Here is a 20288-nt window from a genome sequence, read left to right on the forward strand (position 1 = left end):
GCTCAGGGCCGTTCCATGTCCGGCATCCAGACGCGCAGCAAGGAAAACAGGCGATCAAGATCAATCGGCTTGGCCAGGTAGTCATTGGCGCCGGCTTCCAGGCACTGCTCCTGGTCGTCCTTCATGGCCTTGGCGGTAACGGCGATGATGGGCAGCTTCGGGAAACGCGCGTCCTGGCGGATGCGGCGCGTGGCTTCCAGGCCGTCCATGCCCGGCATCATGATGTCCATCAGCACCAGGTCGATGTCGCTGACGTCGTTGAGCTTGCTGATGGCCTCGAAGCCATTGCGGCCGATTTCCACCCGCAGGCCCTTGTTTTCCAGGGCGCTGGTCAGGGCAAAGATGTTTCGCACATCGTCGTCCACCAGCAGAACCTTGCGGCCTTCAAACACGCTGTCCCGGTTGCGGGCGATCTTCTGCAGGGTTTGCCGTTCGGCCGACAAGCTTGAATCGACCTTGTGCAGGAAGAGGGTAACTTCATCGAGCAGGCGTTCGGGTGAGCGCGCGCCCTTGATGATGATGGTGCGTGAATACTTCAGCAGGTCGGCTTCTTCCTGGCGCGTCAGCGTGCGTCCGGTATAGACAATGACGGGCGGAAAGGAACCGATGCTTTCGGTGGACATGCGCTGGAGCAACTCGTAGCCCTGGATGTCGGGCAGCTTGAGGTCGATGATCATGCAGTCAAAAATGGTGCCGGCCAGCAGCGCCAGCGCTTCCCCGCCGGTGGCCACCGCCGTGATCTGCACGTCGTCATCGCCAATCAGCTCCATCAGGCTGGTGCGCTGCAGGGCATCGTTTTCGACCAGCAGCACGTGCTTGATTTTCTGTGTCAGCTTGTCTTCAAGTTTCCTGAAGACCTCCTTGAGCTGGTCGCGGGAGGTCGGCTTGAGGGCGTAGCCAATGGCGCCCATCTGCAGGGCCGCCTCGCTGCGGTCATCGCCCGACACCACATGCACCGGGATATGGCGGGTGTGCGGGTTTTCCTTGAGCCGCTGCAGCACCGACAAGCCCGGCCGGTCGGGCAGGCCCATGTCCAGCAGGATGGCATTGGGAACAAACTGGGTCGCCAGCGCAAAACCGTCTTCGGCGCCGTGCGCGACCAGGCAGCTGTAGTTCAACTCATGGGCCAGGTCGTACAGGACTTGCGCAAAAACTACATCGTCTTCAATCACCAGCACCAGGCGGCCGCTGGCGGCCCGGTGGCGGTCGTCGGGAAAGGTCGGCACCGGCGCGCTAGCACCGGGCAAGGCCGGGAATCCGGCAGCCAGCGCTTGCGCTGGCTGCGTGGCGGCCGGTGGCGGCAGGACTTTTGACGATTCGGACAGCAACTGCCGCTGGCTCCAGAGGGCCGGCAGCAGCAGCGTGAAGACGCTGCCCCGGCCCACCTGGCTCTGCACCGTGATGGAGCCGCCCAGCAGCGCGGTGAGGTCGCGCGAGATCGACAGGCCCAGGCCGGTGCCGCCGTAGCGCCGGCTGGTCGTGCCGTCGGCCTGGCGGAACGCCTCGAAAATAATCTGCTGCTGCTCCTGGCGAATGCCGATGCCCGAGTCCTGCACTGCAAAGCCGATCATGCCGCCGGGCTGGGGCGACACGCTCAGGCTGACGCGGCCGGCTTCGGTGAACTTGATGGCGTTGGACAGCAGGTTTTTCAGGATTTGCTCGGCGCGCTGGCGGTCTGACACCAGCGTGGCCGGCGTGCCCGGCTCGACCACGACCTCGAACGCCAGGTTTTTCTGGCCGGCCAGCGGACCAAACGTGCTGTTGAGGGAGGCGGCCAGATCGCCAAGCAGGATGGTTTCAGGCGAGAGTTGGAGTTTTCCGGCTTCGACTTTTGAAATATCCAGGATGTCGTTGATCAGGTTGAGCAGGTCATTGCCGGCCGAGTAAATCGATTGCGCAAACTTGACCTGCTCCGCATCAAGATTGCCCTTCTGGTTGTCCGACAGCAGCTTGGACAGGATTAGCGAGCTGTTCAGCGGCGTGCGCAGCTCGTGCGACATGTTGGCCAGGAACTCGGACTTGTAGCGGCTGGCCCGGCTCAGCTCCTCGGCGCGCTCCTCCAGCTGGATTTGCGCCTGGCTGAGCGCCACGTTCTTGTGGTCCAGCGACAGCGCCACCTCGGACAGCTGCTCGTTGGTCTGCTCCAGTTCGGCCTGCTGGTTTTCCAGGCTCACCTGGTATTCCTTGAGCACCCGGGACTTTTCTTCCAGTTCTTCGTTGGCGATGAGCAATTCTTCCTGCTGCGCCTGGAGGTCTTCATTGAGCCGCTGGGTTTCCGCCAGCATGTCCTGAAGCTGGCGGCGGTAGAGCGCCGCGTGAATGGAATTGCCGATGTTGTTGGCCGTCATGTTGACGAACTCCAGGTCGCGGGGCCCTAGCGGCCGTAAAAACCCAAGCTCGACCACGCCGTTGACCTGCCCGTCGTTATGCACCGGCACCAGCAGCACATGCCTGGCTGAGCCCTGGCCCAGGCCGGAGGTGATTTTGAGGTAGTCGTCGGGCAGGTTGTCGAGCTGCAGCACCCGGTTTTCAAGGGCTGCCTGGCCGACCAGGCCTTCGGCGAGGTAAAACGATTGCCCGGTGCTTTCGTCATTCTGGCTGAAACCATAGGCGGCGACGCGGCGCAAATTGCCGTTGTTTTCCTTCACATACAGGGCTGCGACGGCCACGTCAAGATAGCGCGCCACGAATTCCAGCACGCTGCGGCCCAGCGATTCGAGCGCCTGCTGGCCAATGGTGTGCTCGGCCAGTTGCCGCTGGCCGGTGCGCAGCCAGAGCTGCTGCTCCAGCAGGAGCGCCGTGGCGGCCTGCTGCTGCTCGGCCTCGCCATAGGTGTCGGACAGGCGCATCAGTTCGCGCCGGCCCATCAGCGCCAGCAGGCCGCTCAGGCCCAGGCTGAACAGCAAGTAAGCCGCCATGCCCCAGAACGTGATGCTTCGGGTCTGCTCGTTGCGCTGCTGCAGCAGGCGCTCTTCGATGCCGATGAATTCCGAGAATTCGCGCCGGATTTCGTTCGTCAGGCTGCGTCCCCCGGCGGAACGGACCGGCTCCTGGTAGTTGAGGTCTTTGCGGCGCAGGGCAACAATGGCTTGCGCAAACTCGTTCCATTGCTTTTGCAGCGCGCCGATGCGCCTGAGCCGGCTGACCTGTTCGCGGTTGCCCTTGACCAGTTCGCTTAGCGAGACGGTTTCGGCGGCGATGCGCGGCTTGCCGATTTCAAAAGGCTGCAGCAGCGATTCCTCGCCGGTCACCAGGTAGCCGTACATGCTGGTTTCCATGTCGGCGCCCAGCTTGCCGATCTGGTTGGCGTTGCTGATAGCCCGCTCTGTCTGCTCGACCCCGCCCAAGGCGGACAGCAGGTAGAAGATCAGGCCGACAAACACAGCGGCGCTGAGTGCGCCAACGCCCAGCGGCAGGCTGATGTTGCGCGTCAGGATGCTGCGGATATTTTCCTGGTGGAGGTTTGCTGGCCCGGTCATCGTTAATCCCTGCGCCAGGCGCTGCATAAAAGGCTTGAGTGTGCGCCTTAAATGCCGGGGAACTAACGCCTGCGCCTCATCCGTTCAGGAAATCCTCGATCAGCCGGGCCAGCGGCCCGGGCTGGTCATGGTGCAGCATGTGGCCGGCGTCCTCGATGACGGCGACCCGCGCATCGGGCACCTGCCTGAGCCGTTCGTGGTATTCGGCGAGCGAGTATTTGCCTTTCCACCACAGCCCCATCGAGTCGTCGGACGCTTCAACGGCCAGCACCGGCGCGCTGATGCGCTGGTGAATCTCCTGCACTTCGTCCACCCGGTAGAGCTGCGCGCTGGCGATCTTGTGCGCCGGGTTGCCCAGAATCCGCCATTGGCCAGCTGCGTCGGGCCGCGCCCAGTGACCGGCCAGCCAGTGGGCCTTGTCCGCTGTCAGCCGGGGGTTGGTCTTCATCAGGCGCCTGGCGACGCCCGCCTGATCGTCATAGCGCTTCAGCGCCAGCTCGCCTTGTTCCAGGCTTTTCAGCCCGTCCATCCACTGGCCAAGCCGGCCGGGCGCCTGGCTGGGCCGGCTGCCCGGCAGGCCGAAACCCTCCAGGTTGACCAGTTTGCGGATGCGCGCCGGACGCACGCCACCGTACAGCATGGCGATATTGCCGCCCATGCTGTGGCCGACCAGATCGACCGCCTGGCCGGGCGCGTAGTGGTCGAGCAGAAAGTCAAGGTCGGCCAGGTAGTCGGCAAACCAGTAGCTGTCGGCCCGGTAGCCGGCGGGCGTCAGGCCGGTCTGCCCGAAGCCGCGCCAGTCGGGCGCGATGATGCTGCGGCCTGATGCAAACGCGTCGGAAAAGGCGTCCACCATGAACTGCCAGGACGCCGCCACATCCATCCAGCCATGCACCAGCACCAGCGGCGGCAGGGCAGACGGGGTTGAGCCTGGCTGGCCGTTCCAGACCTGGACGTGGTAGTCGAGTCCGCGAACAGGGACGAACTCGCTGCGAAAAAGTCGGGTTTCTTTGTACATTGGACTTGCATCATAAGGAGGCGCGCGTTGAAAAGCAGTCAAGACAGCGACACGCCCGGCCGCCCGCAAGCCACTGGGCCAAGGCTGAATAGGAGTCGCCAGGTGCTATTAAAATAATAGCTACTTGTGCAGGAACAGTATGCGCAGAAGCCGAATTTGATCAAAAACCGATGCCTGAATTCCAGTTTCCGCCAAAAACCAACTGCCGGCGGGCATAAAAAAAGCACCCGAAGGTGCTTTTTTGGGTTAACCCGCCAGTCCGGTATTAACGCGGAGCCGGCTCGGCCACGTAGATCTCGACGCGGCGGTTTTTGGCGCGGCCCTGCGCCGAGCTGTTGTCGGCAATCGGCTCGCGCGAACCGCGGCCGTCCGTGGCAATGCGCTGCGCCGCCACGCCACGGCCGACCAGGTAGTCGCGGGCCGCATTGGCGCGGTCCACCGACAGCGGGTTGTTGACGGAGTCGGAGCCGGTGCTGTCGGTGTGGCCAATGATGGACACCGTGGTGATCGGGTTCTGGTTCAGGCTGGTCGCGAAGTTCGTCAGCACCGGCGCAAAGTTGGACTTGATGGCCGAGCGGCCCACGTCGAACGACACATCGCTCGGAATGTCCAGCTTCAGGCGGTTGTCCTGGGTCTGGCTGACGGCGACGCCGGTGCCGGCCGTGGCCCGTTCCATGGCGATTTTCTGGTCCTGCATTTTCTTCGACCAGATGTAGCCGCCGCCAGCGCCCAGCGCGCCGCCCAGCACCGCACCGGTCGCTGCGCCCTTGGAGCCGTTGGTCGCCGCGCCCAGAACCGCGCCTGCCAGCGCGCCGATGCCCGCGCCCTTGGCCGTGCCCTGCTGGGTTTCGCTCATGTTGGCACAGCCCGACAGGCCGGCCATCGCCAGTGCGGCACAGGTGACAGTGGTGATGAATACTTTTCTCATGGAAGACTCCTCAAATGATGGATTTTGTTTGAAAAGCGCATTAGAGCGCCTGCAGGTGAATACTAAACATTTCATTCGTATGAAGTTGTAAGACAAAAGCGCCAGTTGAATGCTGGCGCACGCTGTATTTGCTGCCTTTAAACTAGCGTTTTTTTGAAACTTGCCGGCATGAGCCCATGGCCACCCACGCCGGCAATTTTCTCCCACTATTCAACCCCCTTGCTTATGAATAAAGTTCAACTCGGCTCCAGCGACCTGCGGGTCACGCCTGTTTGCCTGGGCACCATGACGTTTGGCGAGCAGGTCGATGAAGCCACGGCCCATGCCATCCTGGACCGCTCGCTGGCGCGCGGCGTCAATTTTCTGGACACGGCCGAGATGTATGCCGTGCCGGCGCGCGCCGAAACCTTCGGCGCCACCGAGACCATCATCGGCAACTGGCTGGCCCGCCATCCGGGCGTGCGGCAGCAACTGGTGCTCGCGACCAAGGTGGCCGGCCCGTCGCGCGGCATGCCCTGGATTCGCGAGGGCAGCGGCCTGAGCGCGCAGGACATCCAGGCTTCGTGCGATGCCAGCCTGAAGCGTTTGCAGACCGACGTGATCGACCTCTACCAGATTCACTGGCCCGAGCGCAGCGTGCCCGCGTTTGGCGCCCTGTACTACGACCCCGCCAAGGAGCGTTCGGCCACATCCCTGCATGAGCAGCTTGAAGCCCTGGGCCGGCTGGTCACGCAGGGCAAGGTGCGTCACATCGGACTGTCCAATGAAACACCGTATGGCGTGCACGAGTTCGTGCGCCTGGCCGGGGAGCACGGCCTGCCGCGCGTGGCCACGGTGCAAAACCCGTATTGCCTGGTCAACCGCACCGTCGAAAACGGCCTGGACGAAACCATGCACCGCCTGGGCGTGTCGCTGCTGGCGTATTCCCCGCTGGGTTTTGGCCTGCTGACGGGCAAATATGACGCGTCGGGCTTTGAAGGCGCCGATGCGCCCAAAGAGGGCCGCATCGCCAAATACGAATCCATGCGCAAGCAGCGCTGGGGCCGCCCCGAGGCGCTGGCCGCCGCCCGGCGCTACAACCAGCTTGCCCGCGACCACGGATTGAGCCCCACGCAGCTGGCGCTGGCGTTTTGCTACACCAAGTGGCAGGTGGCCAGCACCATCATCGGCGTCACGTCGGTGGCGCAGCTCGACGAAGACCTGGATGCGTATGGCACCACGCTTGCGCCCGAAGTGCTGATCGAAATCGACAAAATACGCTGGGAAGCCAGAGACCCGGCGCTGTAAAAACGCGGTTCCTCCAGAAAAAACCATGGCTAAAAAAGACCATGTCTCCGAAACGCCGGCCACGCAGTTGCTCAGGGCAAACAAGGTGGCTTTCACCGAACATCCCTACGAGTACCTGGAGCACGGCGGCGCCCAGCACAGCGCGGCGGTGCTGGGCTTTGACCCGTTCAGCGTCGTCAAGACGCTGGTGATGCAGGACCAGGATGCCAAACCGCTCTTGGTGCTGATGCACGGCAACCGCAAGGTTTCGACCAAGAACCTGGCGCGCCAGATCGGCGCCAAGTCGGTCGAGCCCTGCAAGCCCGAAGTCGCCAACCGCCACAGCGGCTACCTGGTCGGCGGCACCTCGCCGTTCGGCACGCGCAAGGCCATGCCGGTGTACATCGAGGAAAGCATCCTGGCGCTGCCCGAAATCGCCATCAACGGCGGGCGGCGCGGCTATCTGGTGCGGCTCGACCCGCAGGTCTGCGTCACGCTGCTCGGTGCAAAATCGGTGCAGTGCGCATTGACCGAATAACAAGAAGAAGGAAGCCTGATGAACTACGCCTATTCCATTGCCGCCACGCTGCTGGCCTATTTGCTCGGCTCGCTGTCATTTGCCGTCATCGTCAGCAAGGTCTTCGGCCTGAACGACCCGCGCAGCTACGGCAGCAAGAACCCCGGCGCGACCAACGTGCTGCGCTCGGGCAACAAGGCGGCGGCAGTCGCCACGCTGCTGCTCGACGGCCTCAAAGGCTGGCTGCCGGTGGTGCTGGTGAAGTGGTTCGGCGGCGATTACGGCCTGGGCGACGGCACCGTGGCGGCTGTGGGGCTGGCGGCTTTTGTCGGCCATTTGTATCCGGTGTTTTTCCAGTTCAAGGGCGGCAAGGGCGTGGCCACGGCGGCGGGCGTGCTGCTGGGCGTCAGCTGGGTGCTGGGCGTTGCCACGCTGGCAACTTTTGGGATCGTGGTGTTTTTCTCGCGCTATGTGTCGCTGGCGTCGATGCTTGCTGCCGTGTTCGCGCCGTTTTTCTACCTGCTGGGCGACCGGGCGGCCTGGAATGTCGATAAAAGCATCGTGCTGGCGCTGGTAGCCATCAGCGCGCTGCTGGTCTATCGCCACCGCGAGAATATCAACAAGCTGCTCAAGGGAACCGAGTCGAAACTTGGCGCGTTAAAGCAGGCCGGGAAGAAATCCGGTCAATAACGCTAGTAGCGCTTGTCCAGCGTCATCAGGTTGTTGTCGCGCTTCATCTGAAAGCGCGACAAAAAACTGTTGCCCAGCAGCACAAAGGGCATGGCCATCGGCACCACCACCGCGTCCACGTCGAACACCTCGACATCGCCCACGCGCACTGAATTGAGCTTGAGGCGAAAGCCCTGGGTGACGCCGTTGGCCGTGGACATCTGCACGGCCTGGCCATTTTTGTAGTTGATGCCGGCACGTTCGGCATCCTGCATGCTCATGGCGATGCCGGTGGCGCCGGTATCGACCATGAACTGCACGGCGCGGCCGTTGATCTGGCCGGGCGTCATGAAGTGGCCGCCGCTGCTTTCGGTCAGCACGATGCGGCTGCCGCGCCCGCTGGCGCCGCCCAGGCTCACGGGCGCTTCGCCGACCCGCAGCGTCTGGCGCTGGCCCGACTGCTCGACGACCGCCTGGTCGCCCGAAGTGGAAATCACCTTGACGCCCTGATGCGTCTCGCCGGCGGCAACGGTTTTTGGCGCCGTGCCATTGACCACCAGCAGCGCCTTGCTGCCCAGCATGCCGGCCAGCGCGACCGATTCAGCACGGGCATTGCAGGCGCCTAGCGAGACAGCCAGCGCCCAGAGCGCGGCGCGGGCCGATACAGGCAGGACGGCCAAGGGGATCAGTCTCGAAAGTTGTCGAAACTCAGCGGCAAATCCTTGATCTCGGCGCGGATCAGGGCCATCGCGGCCTGCAGGTCGTCGCGCTTGGCGCCGGTGACCCGGACCTTGCCTTCCTGGATGGCGGCCTGCACCTTCATCTTGTTGCCCTTGATGAGCTGCTGGATTTTCTTGGCCTCTTCGGTTTCGATGCCGTCGCGCACCTTGGTGATCTGCTTGACCTTGTCGCCACCGATTTTCTCGACCTTGCCAATGTCGAGAAAACGCACATCGACGCCGGCCTTGGTGAGCTTGTTGCGCAGGATGTCGTGGATCTGCTCGATCTGGAAATCGCCATCGCCGATCAGGATGATCTCCTTGTCTTTTTCCTTCAGTTCGGCCGAGGCGGCCGTGCCCTTGAAGTCAAAGCGGGTGCCGATTTCCTTGGCGGTGTTTTCCACGGCGTTTTTGACCTTGACCAGGTCGGTTTCAAGAACGGTATCGAATGAAGGCATGGTGTTGATTTCCAGGAAAAGGGGTGTGGCCGGGGGTGCGACAATCTTGGGATGTTAGTCGAGAAAAATGTTCCCCTCCAGTCTTCCAACACCTTCGGTATCAATGCCAAGGCGCTTTCCCTGGCGCGCATCCGCAGCGAAGCCGATATTGCCGCCGTGCTGCAGGACGCGGCATGGCGGGCGGCGCCCAAGTTTATTCTGGGCGGCGGCAGCAACATCGTGCTGACCGGCGATGTCAAACCGCTGGTGCTCAAGGTCGAGATCATGGGCAAGCGCCTGGCCGCTGAGACCGCCAAGGCCTGGATCGTCGAGGCCGGCGCCGGTGAAAGCTGGCACGGGCTGGTCACCTGGACGCTGCAAAACGGCTTTCCCGGCCTGGAAAACCTGGCGCTGATTCCCGGCACGGTCGGCGCCTCGCCGGTGCAGAATATCGGCGCTTACGGCGTCGAGCTGCAGGACCGCTTCGACTCGCTCGACGCCGTGGACCTGACGACCGGCCAGCCCTTCACGCTCAATGCGGCGCAATGCGCCTTCGGCTACCGCGATTCGGTGTTCAAGCATGCCAGCTCCGGCGCCGCCGGTTTCGGCCTGGCCGGCAAGGCCATCATCACCCGCGTGCGCTTCTTGCTGCCCAAGGCCTGGAAACCGGTGCTCGGTTATGCGGATATCGAGAAAAAGATGCTTTTGCGCAAGGTGGACGTGCCTGATGCGCTACAAATTTATGAGTGGATCTGCGAGATTCGCCGCGCCAAGCTGCCCGACCCCAAGGTCATCGGCAATGCCGGCAGCTTCTTCAAGAACCCGACCGTCTCGCCCGAGCAGTGCGAGGACATCATCCAGCGCGATCCGAAAATCGTTCATTACCAGCTGGCCGACGGCTCGGTCAAGCTCGCGGCCGGCTGGCTGATCGACGCCTGCGGCTGGAAGGGCAAGTCCATCGGCAATGCCGGCGTGTACGACAAGCAGGCGCTGGTGCTCGTCAACCGGGGCGGCAGCGCCAACCCGGTGACCGGCGGCGAAGTGATGACGCTGGCCAAGGCGATCCAGACCAGCGTCTATGAACGCTTTGGTCTGCGGCTGGAGCCTGAGCCGGTGGTGGTTTAACGCTTCTGATGCGCAGAAAAAAGCCGCCTCAACGTGAATTGAGGCGGCTTGCAATGGCTACGCTGCCAGCGTGAGCTTTACTCGGCGGCTTTGCCCGTCAGGTTCAGCAAATCCCCACCCGTGCCTAGCGACAGCACCCCGCTCTTGGCATAAATGCCCAGCTTGGCGCGCGTGTCCACGATGTCCAGGTTGCGCATGGTCAGCTGACCGATGCGGTCCAGCGGCGTGAACGCGCCTTCGACTTTTTCCATGCTCAGCCGCTCGGGCTGGTAGGTCAGGTTGGCCGACTCGGTGTTCAGGATCGAGTAATCATTGCCCCGGCGCAGCTCAATCGTCACTTCGCCGGTGATGGCGCTGGCGACCCAGCGCTGGGCGGTCTCGCGCAGCATGATGGCCTGCGAGTCGAACCAGCGGCCCTGGTAGAGCAGGCGGCCCAGGCGGCGGCCGCTGTCGCGGTACTGCTCGATGGTGTCCTCGTTGTGGATGCCGGTGACCAGCCGCTCGTAGGCGATGAACAGCAGCGCCAAGCCGGGCGCCTCGTAGATGCCCCGGCTTTTCGCCTCGATGATGCGGTTTTCGATCTGGTCGCTCATGCCCAGGCCGTGGCGCCCGCCGATGCGGTTGGCTTCCAGGATCAGCTCGACCAGGTCGGGGTACTCGACGCCGTTCAGCGCGACCGGCCGGCCTTCTTCAAAGCGCACCGTGACCTCCTCGCGCTTGACCTCGACTTCATCCTTCCAGAAGGCCACGCCCATGATCGGGTTGACGATCTTCATGCCGCTGCTCAGGTGCTCCAGGTCTTTCGCCTCGTGCGTCGCGCCCAGCATGTTGGAGTCGGTCGAATAGGCTTTTTCGGCCGACATCTTGTAGCCGAAGCCCGCTTGCGTCATGAATTCGGACATTTCGGCGCGTCCGCCCAGCTCGTCGATGAACAACTGGTCCAGCCAGGGCTTGTAGATTTTCAGCGACGGGTTGGTCAGCAGGCCGTAGCGGTAGAAGCGCTCGATGTCGTTGCCCTTGTAGGTGCTGCCGTCGCCCCAGATGTTGACATCGTCTTCCTTCATTGCGGCGACCAGCATGGTGCCGGTCACGGCGCGGCCCAGCGGCGTGGTGTTGAAGTAGGTCACGCCGGCGGTCGTGATGTGAAAGGCGCCAGCCTGCAGCGCGGCCAGTCCTTCGGCGGCCAGTTGGCTGCGGCAGTCGATCAGCCGCGCTTGCTCGGCGCCGTACTGCATCGCCTTGCGCGGGATGTCTTCGTAATCGGGCTCGTCGGGCTGGCCCAGGTTGGCGGTGTAGGCGTAGGGAATCGCGCCCTTGAGCTTCATCCAGTGCAGCGCGGCGCTGGTGTCCAGGCCGCCGGAAAAGGCGATGCCGACTTTTTGGCCGATGGGGAGGTTTTGGAGAATGGTGGCCATGGTGTTCAATGTTCCTGCGGAGGTGGTCGGGGTTCAGGCGAAATGGCAGATGTAGTGGTAGGCCTCGAAACCCGCAGCCACACGGATGTCGAACTTCGAGTTGCCCGGCACGCTGAAGCTTTCGCCCGCCGAGGACTGGACCCATTCGTCGCTGCCCGCCAGCTTGTATTCGCAGGCGCCGGCCACGCATTCCATGATTTCGGCCGCGCCGGTGTTGAAGGTCAGGCTGGCCGGCAGGATCACGCCGACCGATTTTTTGGTGCCATCGGCCAGCGTGATGCCATGGCTGATGCATTTGCCGTCAAAGTACACATTGGCTTGGGTGGTAACGCTGATGTTGTCGATTTTTTCAGTGGTCATGGTGTTGGGTGAAGGGTAGGGCGCTGCGCCGGACAGGGCGGGCAGATCAGCCGACGATTTTAGGTCAGCCTGCAGCAAGGCCGGGCGCAAGCTGAATCCGAAAGGCGGTTTGCTGCGTATGCATATTGCTCCACAATGACCCGCATGAACCCAGAAAGCCCGGATAGCCAATTGATCGCACTGCTTGACCGCGTGGCGCTGGCCGACGAATCGGCGCTCAAAGAGCTGTACGCGCTCACGTCGTCCAAACTCTACGGCGTGGCAGTGCGCGTGGTGACCAACCGCGAGTGGGCCGAGGATGTGCTGCAGGAGGCCTACCTGAATATCTGGAAAATCGCCGGGACTTACCAGGCCACGCTGTCGCCGCCGATGGCCTGGATGGGCTTGCTGGTGCGCAGCCGTGGCCTTGATTTTTTGCGCCGCCGGGCCTCCGACCGGGCCGACCGGGTGCAGGAACTGGACGAGGTGATTTCAGACACGGTGGCCGGCGACTCGCCCAACCCGATGGACACCACGCAAGCCAGCGAGCAGGCCTGGGCGCTGCACCAGTGCCTGAGCCAGCTCGAAAGCAAGCAGCGCGAAGTGGTCAGCCTGGCGTATCTGCGCGACCTCAGCCATAGCGAACTGGCCGAGCAGCTCAGGCTGCCCCTGGGAACGGTGAAAACCTGGATTCGCCGGGGGCTGGAGCAGCTGCGCGGCTGCATGGCGAGGTTCGCATGAACATTCATAAAAATGCTTCGCTGGTGGACCAGCTGGCCGCCAGCTATGCGCTGGGCACCTTGCGCGGCGGCGCGCGGCGCCGCTTTGAAACGCTGGCCCGCGACAACGCGACCTTGCGGGCGGCCGCGCTGATCTGGCAAGGCCGGCTGGCGTCGGTGGCCGAGCTGCAGCCGGAAGTGGCGCCCAGCCCGGCGGTCTGGACACGGATTGAAAACCTCGTCCATGCGGAAAAACAGGCGCAAGCGATGCAGGCCGCGCGCAGTCAGGCGGCGCCAGTGCCTGCCAGCGGCGGCTGGTGGGCCAGCCTGGGCCTGTGGCGCGGCGCTGCGGCGGCCGGCGCTTTTTCGACCGTGGTTGCGGTGGTGACAGGCCTGAATTTCACGAAGCAACTGAATGGCCAGGTGCAGGAACTCAGCGCCAGACTGTCGTCCACGCCGGTGATTGAATATGTCGCCGTGCTGGCCGACGACAAGGCCAAGGCCTCGATCCTGGTGACCTTTGACCCCAACACCCAGAAGCTGATGCTCAAGCGCGTGGGCGATTTCCGCGAGCAGCCTGACCAGTCGCTCGAACTGTGGGCCTTGCCGCCGGGCGCAGCGCCCAAGTCGCTGGGCGTGCTGCCCGGGGATGCGGTGGCGCGGCTGACCGCTGCCGGCGGGGACATCCAGCAGTCGCCGGCGCTGGCCATCACGCTGGAGCCCAAGGGCGGCGTTCCACCAGGCAGTGGTCCGACCGGGCCGATACTGTTCAAGGGCGCCCTGATCAAGACGCCCGAGTAGGAAGCCAGTCATGAAAAAAGGACGTTTAAAAACGTCCTTTTTTCATTCAAGTGAACACTCAGCGCCCGTGGCCGTGATGCCCGCCGCCAAAACCCCGGCTGTAGCCAAAGTTGAGCGACAAGCCGATGGGTGGGTAATACGGGGCGTAGTAGGGCCGTTGGTAATAAGCTGGATAAACGACCGGAGCCGCCATCACGGGCACGGGCTGCACGTAAACCGGCTGCTGCACGGGCGCCGGCTGGTAATAGGTTTGCGGCTGGGCCTGGAACGGTTGCGGTGCGGGCTCCATGGCGCCGACCGGCGTCACCTTCAGGCGCACATGCAGGCCCGGATCGTTGGGCATTTGCGCGGTGTATTGCGTGCCCTGGTATTCATACACCACGTTGAAATAGCTGGCGCGGTTTTCGTAGAACGTCTGGGTGCTGCACTGCTGGACGTTTTGCAGCTGGTTGTTCGGGCCTTCGATGCGGTCGCCCAGGATGGCGCCGCCCACCAGGCCGATCATGGTGGCCGCCGCCCGGCCGCCGCCGTTGCCAATCGCATTGCCGGCAGCGCCGCCAGCGATGGCGCCCATCAGCGCGCCCGCGCCCGACCTGGGCGCCTGCACGACGACGGCTTCATTGCTGCACACCTGGCGCGGCACGGCAACCTGCTGCACGACCGGCGTGCTGGAGATGACCCGTGCCAGGATGTCCATGGCCGAAGCCGGAACCGAAGCCATGGCCGCCGCAGCGACAGCCGAAACAGCGATGGTTTTAACGAATGTGTGTGCCATGTCTGAACCCCTTTTTTTCAGCTTAACCCTGGGTTGAACCCGTGCTGACTGTTCCTGATTTTAGTGAATCAGACTCGTTGTGAGGCGTAAAGTTCGATGGCCGCTCTGTAAAGCCGGTGGCCGGCCCGGCTCAAACGCGCCCGGCCCAGTCCGCCGCATCGAAGCCGACCGTGATGCCATCGCCCCAGTCCACGACCGGGCGCTTGATGGCGCTGGCGTTGGCCAGCATCAGCGACTGGGCGCTGGCGCCGTCCACCACGGCGGCCTGGGCGGCGGCGTCGAGTTGGCGCCAGGTCGTGCCCTTGCGGTTGAGCAGCTTTTCCCAGCCGGCGGCTTGCGTCCAGCGCGCCAGTTGCGCGGGCGGAACGCCGTGCTTCTTGAAGTCATGAAAGGTGTAGGCCAGGCCGCGTTCCGAAAGCCAGGCCCGGGCTTTTTTGACGGTGTCGCAATTCGGGATGCCGTAGAGAATGATCATGTCGTGCTTTTCAGGTTTTTTTAAGTAAAAAATGGCTTTTGCGCAATACAGACGGGCGCAAGCAGCTATTAATTATGTAGCATCTCTATTTTGATGGAAACCTCCATGACTTCTTCCGCCCCCATCGTTGCCGCGCCTGCGCTTTACCCGCCCATCGCGCCGTTTCGCACCGGCACGCTCGATACCGGCGACGGCCATTCGATTTACTGGGAGCTGTGCGGCAACCCGCAAGGCAAGCCAGCGGTGTTTTTGCATGGCGGGCCGGGTTCGGGCTGCTCGCCAGACCACCGGCGGCTGTTCGACCCCGAGCGCTACTGCGTGCTGCTGTTCGACCAGCGCGGCTGCGGCCGTTCGCGCCCGCATGCTTCGCTCCACAACAACACGACCTGGCACCTGGTCGCCGACATCGAGCGGCTGCGCACCCTCTTGGGCGTCAAGCGCTGGCTGGTGTTCGGCGGCTCCTGGGGCTCATCGCTGGCGCTGGCCTATGCGCAAACCCATCCGGCGCAGGTCTCCGAACTCGTCGTGCGCGGCATCTTCACGCTGCGCCGCGCCGAACTGCTCTGGTATTACCAGGAGGGCGCTTCGTGGCTGTTTCCCGATCTGTGGGAAGATTTTGTCGCGCCGATTCCACCGGCCGAGCGCGGCGACCTGATGGCCGCCTACCGCCAGCGGCTGGTCGGCAGCGACCGCGCCGCGCAACTGGCCTGCGCCCGCGCCTGGAGCCTGTGGGAAGGCCAGACCATCACGCTGTTGCCCGATCCGACTGGTGCGGCCAAGCATGGCGATGACGACTTCGCGCTGGCGTTTTCGCGCATCGAAAACCATTATTTCGTGCATGGCGGCTGGCTGGAGGAGGGCCAGCTGATCCGGGACGCGGGCAAGCTGGCCGGCATTCCCGGCGTCATCGTGCAGGGCCGCTACGACATGGCCTGCCCCGCCAGAACCGCCTGGGACTTGCACCGCGCCTGGCCGCAGGCGGAATTTCACCTGATTGCCGATGCCGGCCATGCCTTCAACGAGCCCGGCATCCTGGCGCAGCTGATCGCCGCGACTGACCGGTTTGCACGCTGAGGCGCCATGAGCGCTGCGGTTCAGGGTTTTCCGCCTTGCGCGACAATGCATAACTCTATGGAACATCTCACCACATTAGCCGACTGGCTGGCGCATTGCGAGCGCCTGCACCCGAAAAGCATCGACATGGGCCTGGACCGCGTCCGGGCCGTGGCCGGGCGCATGGGCCTGAAGTTCGACTGCCCGGTCATCACCGTGGCCGGCACCAACGGCAAGGGCTCGACCTGCGCCATGCTGGAGGCCATTTTGATGGAATCGGGCTACCGCACCGGGGTGTACACCTCGCCGCACCTGGTGCATTTCGAGGAGCGCTGCCGGGTTCGCGGCGATATCGTCAGTGCTACTGATTTGGTAGCTAACTTCGCCCGTGTGGAAAGCGCAAGGTGCCAAAATGGCGATGAAATATCGCTGACCTACTTTGAATTCACGACGCTGGCGATTTTGCAACTGCTGGCCGATGCAAAACTCGACGTCGTGATTCTGGAAGTGGGCCTGGGCGGCCGGCTCGACGCGGTCAACATCCTCGACGCCGATTGCGCGGTCATCACCAGCATCGACCTGGACCACATGGAATTGCTGGGCAACGACCGGGAAGCCATCGGCTTCGAGAAAGCCGGCATCATGCGCGCCGGCAGGCCGGTCATCGTCAGCGACCCGGTGCCGCCGCAAAGCGTCCTGGACCATGCGGCACGGCTGGGCGCGGACCTGTGGCGCTTTGGCCAGGACTTCAATTTCTCGGGCGACAAGTTGCAGTGGAGCTGGGCCGGCCGGGGCCGCCGCTATGCCGGGCTGGCGTATCCGGCGCTGCGCGGCGCCAACCAGCTGGTCAATGCGTCGGGCGTGCTGGCGGCGCTGACGGCGCTGCGGGGTCGCCTGCCGATCACCGCGCAGGCGGTGCGCAACGGCCTGTCCCTGGTCGAGCTGCCGGGCCGTTTCCAGATCATTCCCGGCCAGCCGACACTGGTGCTGGATGTGGCGCACAACCCGCATTCGGTCGCGGCGCTGACTGAAAATTTAGATGCCATGGGGTTTTACCCGTGTACCCATGCAATTTTTGGCGCGATGGCCGACAAGGACGTCGCGCCCATGCTGGCGCGCATCAGCCCGCTGATCGACAAGTGGTATTTCACCGACCTGCCCACGCCTCGCGCCGCCACCGGTCAGGCGCTGCTGGCCCGGTGGCAGGCCGGCAACAGCCGCGCCGACGCCACGGCCCATGCTTGCCAAACGCCCGAGTCCGCGCTGGAGGCTGCCGTCATGGCGGCAAACCCCGCTGATAGAATCGTGGTTTTTGGCTCCTTCTACACCGTGGGCGGCATTTTGAAGAACGGCGTGCCGCGTCTTTCAGCGCCGCACCTTTCTGACTAGAGTCGAATCAACCGGACCCAACCGCCTGCGCCGGAACTGGAAGCACTCCGCAACCCACCTTGGCCTTTAACGGATTCCAACTCACACCATGCCGTTTTTCAAGTTCCGCCGGGGCGATTCCGCATCAGTCCCTCCTGCCGGCTCAGCCGCCCAGGCGCTCAGCGTGGAAGTCTTGCGCAAACGCGCCAAGCACCGCCTGGTTGGCGCCTCGGTGCTGGTGCTGCTGGGCGTCGTGGGTTTTCCGCTGGTGTTTGACACCCAGCCCCGGCCTGTCGCGGTCGATATTCCGATTGAAATACCCGGAAAAAACTCGGTCAAGCCGCTGGTGCTTCCTGCTGCGCCCGCTGCCACTGCACCCGCGCCCGCACCCGCCAAAACGTCTGCCCGTGCGGCGTCACCCGAAACCATAGCCGCCGCCGCCAGCTTGTCGCCCCAGGAAGAGATTTATCCCTCAAAACCTGCCTCTCCGCTTACTGAGCCTGCGTCTCCAGCTATCAAAAAAGAAGTGAAGCCAGCACCCAGGCAGGAAGCAAAACCCGAGGTCAAGCCCAAGGCCGAACCGAAGCCTGAACCCAGGGTCGAAGCCAGGGCCGAGCCCAGGGTCGAACCCAAGGCCGAACCCAGGGTCGAACCAAAGCCCGAGGCCAAAGTCGAGGCCAAGCCCGTCGTCAAGGCAGAAACCAAACCGGCTCCCAAGCCCGCGCCTGCCAGCGACGATGGCGCGCGGGCCATTGCCCTGCTCAACGGCACGGCCGCGTTGCAGGCGCAGGCGCCCAAGGTTGCGGCACTGACCAAGCCCGCAGCATTGCCCAAGCCTGCGGCCACCGAAGAAACCAAGGCTGCCGCCGCAGAAACCAAAGGCCGCATGGTGGTTCAGGTGGGCGCCTTTGCCGACTCCGCCAAAGCCGATGAAACGCGCCGCAAGCTGGAAAAAGCCGGCCTGACCACCTACACCCAGGTGGCCGACACGAAAGACGGCAAGCGCATCCGGGTCCGCGTGGGTCCGTTTGCCAGCAAGGCCGAGGCCGAAAGAGCGGTCAACAAGATCAGGTCGCTTGACCTGCCGGTTGCCATTCTGAGTTTTTAAGCCATTGGTCGCTGTGTGACGCCGCTTGACTGGATTTTGGCGGGGGTGCTGGTTTTTTCCCTGTTGCTGGGCGCCTGGCGCGGCCTGGTCTATGAAGTGTTGTCGGTGCTGGGCTGGGCGGCTTCGTTTTATGCCGCGCAATGGTTTGCGCCGCAGGTGGCGCTGCTGCTGCCCTGGCAGTCGGCTTCGGAGCCGGTGCGTTACGCGGCGGCTTTTGCGCTGGTGTTCATTGCGGCGGTGTTTGTGGCGGGTTTGCTGGCCGCCTTGCTGAAGAGCCTGGTCGAGGCCATCGGCCTGCGGCCCGTGGACCGCACGCTGGGCGCGGCGTTCGGCGTACTGCGCGGCATGATCTTGCTGCTGGCCGCGACCGTGGTCATCGACATGACGGCGCTCCAGTCCAGCGCCTGGTGGCAGGAGTCCATCGGGGCGCAAACGCTGACCGCGACGCTGGCCGACCTGAAACCGATGCTGCCCGGGCAGTTTGCAAAGTATCTGGATTAATTGTTTGAATTTACTTGAGAGTCAACACATCATGAACGGAACACCATGTGCGGGATAGTCGGAATCGTCAGCAAAGCCCCGGTCAACCAGCTGATTTATGACGGACTGCTGCTGCTGCAGCACCGTGGGCAGGATGCCGCCGGCATCGTCACCCAGCAAGGGCGCAAGTTCTACATGCACAAGGCCAAGGGCATGGTGCGCGACGTGTTTCGCACCCGCAACATGCGCGCGCTGCCGGGCAATGTCGGCCTGGGCCAGGTGCGCTACCCGACGGCGGGCAACGCCTTCAGCGAGGATGAAGCGCAGCCGTTTTACGTCAACGCGCCGTTCGGCCTGGTGTTGTCGCACAACGGCAACCTGACCAATGCGGCCGAACTCAAGGCCGAGCTGTTCAACACCGACCACCGCCACATCAACACCGACAGCGACTCCGAAGTGCTGCTCAACGTGCTGGCGCACGAACTGGAAAAAACCACGCGCGGCCTGCCGCTGACCCCGGCCGACGTGTTTGCCGCCGTGCGCGGCGTGCACAAGCGCGTCAAGGGTTCGTACGCCGTGGTGGCGCTGATCGCCGGCCACGGCCTGCTGGCGTTTCGCGACCCGTTCGGCATCCGTCCGCTGTGCATCGGCCATGGCCAGAACGAAGGCGGCGCCACCGTGATGGTGGCCAGCGAATCGGTGGCCCTTGAAGGCACCGGCTACCAGTTCGAGCGTGACATCGCGCCGGGCGAAGCGGTGTTCGTGGACATGGACGGCAAGGTCCATGCCGAGCAATGCGCGGCCAATGCCAGGCTCTATCCCTGCATTTTCGAGTTTGTGTACCTGGCGCGTCCCGATTCGGTGATGGACGGCATTTCGGTTTACCAGGCGCGCCTGAATCTGGGCGAAACGCTGGCCAAGCGCGTTGTTTCCACCGTGCCGCCCAACGAGATCGACGTGATCATCCCGATTCCCGAATCGAGCCGCCCGAGCGCCACCCAGCTCGCGCACCTGCTCGGCATTCCCTACCGCGAAGGCTTTGTGAAGAATCGCTACGTCGGCCGCACCTTCATCATGCCGGGGCAGGGCGTGCGCAAGAAATCGGTGCGCCAGAAGCTCAATGTGATCGCCAGCGAGTTCAAGGGCCGCAATGTGCTGCTGGTCGATGATTCCATCGTTCGCGGCACCACCAGCCGCGAAATCGTGCAGATGGCGCGCGACGCCGGTGCGCGCAAGGTCTATCTGGCCAGCGCCGCGCCGCCGGTACGCTACCCCAATGTCTATGGCATCGACATGCCGACGCCGGGCGAACTGGTCGCGCATGACCGAACCATCGAGGAAATCCGCAAGGTCATTGGCTGCGATGCGCTGATCTACCAGGACGTGGAGGGCATGAAGCGCGCCATCCGTTCGCTGAACCCCGAACTCGATGGCTTTGACGCATCCTGCTTCGATGGCGTGTATGTCACTGGCGACGTGACCGCCGAGACCATCGCCGCGATGAATTCGGCGCGCGGCGACACCGCCGAGAAAATTGGCGAGGAAGGTGATGTCGATGCTTCGCGCCTGGCGCTGCCCAACCCGGAAGGTGCCTGAG

Annotated in this window: 20 protein-coding genes; 11 read left to right on the forward strand and 9 right to left on the reverse strand. The window is 63.7% G+C overall.

Annotated features, from left to right (window positions below):
• Positions 1 to 2: 2 nt before the first annotated feature.
• The 3 genes from PNAP_RS05350 to PNAP_RS05360 all read right to left on the reverse strand — a co-directional run bounded on the left by PNAP_RS05350 (position 3) and on the right by PNAP_RS05360 (position 5425).
• Positions 3 to 3479: a response regulator gene (locus tag PNAP_RS05350; RefSeq protein WP_011800484.1), complete on the reverse strand. Its 3477-nt coding sequence runs from the start codon at positions 3477 to 3479 to the stop codon at positions 3 to 5.
• Positions 3480 to 3555: 76 nt separating this feature from the next.
• Positions 3556 to 4497, reverse strand: a complete 942-nt coding sequence (locus PNAP_RS05355) for an alpha/beta fold hydrolase (protein ID WP_011800485.1) — start codon at positions 4495 to 4497, stop codon at positions 3556 to 3558.
• 265 nt (positions 4498 to 4762) lie between these two features.
• Positions 4763 to 5425, reverse strand: coding sequence for an OmpA family protein (locus PNAP_RS05360; RefSeq protein ID WP_011800486.1), 663 nt, complete (start codon positions 5423 to 5425; stop codon positions 4763 to 4765).
• Between the two features lie 225 nt (positions 5426 to 5650).
• On the opposite strand from PNAP_RS05360, the gene PNAP_RS05365 reads away from it, so the two are divergent.
• The 3 genes from PNAP_RS05365 to plsY are packed head-to-tail and all read left to right on the forward strand — an operon-like array spanning position 5651 to position 7898.
• Positions 5651 to 6712, forward strand: a complete 1062-nt coding sequence (locus PNAP_RS05365) for an aldo/keto reductase (protein WP_041376542.1) — start codon at positions 5651 to 5653, stop codon at positions 6710 to 6712.
• 25 nt (positions 6713 to 6737) lie between these two features.
• Positions 6738 to 7229: an aminoacyl-tRNA deacylase gene (locus tag PNAP_RS05370; protein WP_011800488.1), complete on the forward strand. Its 492-nt coding sequence runs from the start codon at positions 6738 to 6740 to the stop codon at positions 7227 to 7229.
• A gap of 18 nt (positions 7230 to 7247) precedes the next feature.
• Positions 7248 to 7898: a glycerol-3-phosphate 1-O-acyltransferase PlsY gene (gene plsY, locus PNAP_RS05375; RefSeq protein ID WP_011800489.1), complete on the forward strand. Its 651-nt coding sequence runs from the start codon at positions 7248 to 7250 to the stop codon at positions 7896 to 7898.
• 2 nt (positions 7899 to 7900) lie between these two features.
• On the opposite strand, the gene PNAP_RS05380 is transcribed toward plsY, so the two are convergent.
• A complete protein-coding gene (locus PNAP_RS05380; protein ID WP_011800490.1) occupies positions 7901 to 8557 on the reverse strand; it encodes a retropepsin-like aspartic protease family protein in 657 nt (218 codons plus the stop codon).
• Positions 8558 to 8562: 5 nt separating this feature from the next.
• Positions 8563 to 9054 carry a YajQ family cyclic di-GMP-binding protein gene (locus tag PNAP_RS05385; RefSeq protein ID WP_011800491.1) on the reverse strand — a complete coding sequence of 164 codons (492 nt, stop codon included), beginning with the start codon at positions 9052 to 9054 and terminating at the stop codon, positions 8563 to 8565.
• Positions 9055 to 9105: 51 nt separating this feature from the next.
• Between PNAP_RS05385 and murB the strand changes: the two genes are divergently transcribed.
• Entirely contained in the window at positions 9106 to 10158 is a 1053-nt protein-coding gene (murB, locus tag PNAP_RS05390; RefSeq protein ID WP_011800492.1) for a UDP-N-acetylmuramate dehydrogenase, read from the forward strand.
• A 77-nt stretch (positions 10159 to 10235) separates the two neighbouring features.
• On the opposite strand, the gene argG is transcribed toward murB, so the two are convergent.
• Complete coding sequence (argG, locus tag PNAP_RS05395; protein ID WP_011800493.1) at positions 10236 to 11573, reverse strand: argininosuccinate synthase; 1338 nt, start codon at positions 11571 to 11573, stop codon at positions 10236 to 10238.
• Between the two features lie 33 nt (positions 11574 to 11606).
• Entirely contained in the window at positions 11607 to 11933 is a 327-nt protein-coding gene (ppnP, locus tag PNAP_RS05400; RefSeq protein WP_011800494.1) for a pyrimidine/purine nucleoside phosphorylase, read from the reverse strand.
• Between the two features lie 144 nt (positions 11934 to 12077).
• On the opposite strand from ppnP, the gene PNAP_RS05405 reads away from it, so the two are divergent.
• Together PNAP_RS05405 and PNAP_RS05410 are read left to right on the forward strand one after the other, a co-directional pair.
• Positions 12078 to 12653 carry a sigma-70 family RNA polymerase sigma factor gene (locus PNAP_RS05405; protein ID WP_041377028.1) on the forward strand — a complete coding sequence of 192 codons (576 nt, stop codon included), beginning with the start codon at positions 12078 to 12080 and terminating at the stop codon, positions 12651 to 12653.
• Complete coding sequence (locus tag PNAP_RS05410; RefSeq protein WP_011800496.1) at positions 12650 to 13432, forward strand: anti-sigma factor; 783 nt, start codon at positions 12650 to 12652, stop codon at positions 13430 to 13432. Before PNAP_RS05405 ends, PNAP_RS05410 begins: the two co-directional genes overlap by 4 nt.
• Positions 13433 to 13490: 58 nt before the next feature.
• On the opposite strand, the gene PNAP_RS05415 is transcribed toward PNAP_RS05410, so the two are convergent.
• Both PNAP_RS05415 and PNAP_RS05420 read right to left on the reverse strand, forming a co-directional pair.
• A complete protein-coding gene (locus PNAP_RS05415; protein ID WP_011800497.1) occupies positions 13491 to 14207 on the reverse strand; it encodes a glycine zipper 2TM domain-containing protein in 717 nt (238 codons plus the stop codon).
• Between the two features lie 130 nt (positions 14208 to 14337).
• Entirely contained in the window at positions 14338 to 14682 is a 345-nt protein-coding gene (locus PNAP_RS05420) for an arsenate reductase (protein ID WP_011800498.1), read from the reverse strand.
• Positions 14683 to 14787: 105 nt separating this feature from the next.
• On the opposite strand from PNAP_RS05420, the gene pip reads away from it, so the two are divergent.
• The 5 genes from pip (at position 14788) to purF (ending at position 20287) form a co-directional block, all read left to right on the forward strand.
• A complete protein-coding gene (gene pip / locus PNAP_RS05425; protein ID WP_049763745.1) occupies positions 14788 to 15756 on the forward strand; it encodes a prolyl aminopeptidase in 969 nt (322 codons plus the stop codon).
• A gap of 57 nt (positions 15757 to 15813) precedes the next feature.
• Entirely contained in the window at positions 15814 to 17124 is a 1311-nt protein-coding gene (gene folC, locus PNAP_RS05430; protein ID WP_408633745.1) for a bifunctional tetrahydrofolate synthase/dihydrofolate synthase, read from the forward strand.
• Between the two features lie 88 nt (positions 17125 to 17212).
• Complete coding sequence (locus tag PNAP_RS05435) at positions 17213 to 18211, forward strand: SPOR domain-containing protein (protein ID WP_011800501.1); 999 nt, start codon at positions 17213 to 17215, stop codon at positions 18209 to 18211.
• Between the two features lie 15 nt (positions 18212 to 18226).
• On the forward strand, positions 18227 to 18712 hold the full coding sequence (locus tag PNAP_RS05440; RefSeq protein WP_011800502.1) for a CvpA family protein: 486 nt from the start codon (positions 18227 to 18229) through the stop codon (positions 18710 to 18712).
• Between the two features lie 45 nt (positions 18713 to 18757).
• Positions 18758 to 20287: an amidophosphoribosyltransferase gene (gene purF, locus PNAP_RS05445; RefSeq protein ID WP_011800503.1), complete on the forward strand. Its 1530-nt coding sequence runs from the start codon at positions 18758 to 18760 to the stop codon at positions 20285 to 20287.
• The last annotated feature ends 1 nt before the right edge of the window (position 20288 follow it).

It is taken from the genome of Polaromonas naphthalenivorans CJ2 (assembly GCF_000015505.1).
GTDB classification, from domain to species: Bacteria; Pseudomonadota; Gammaproteobacteria; order Burkholderiales; family Burkholderiaceae_C; genus Polaromonas; species Polaromonas naphthalenivorans.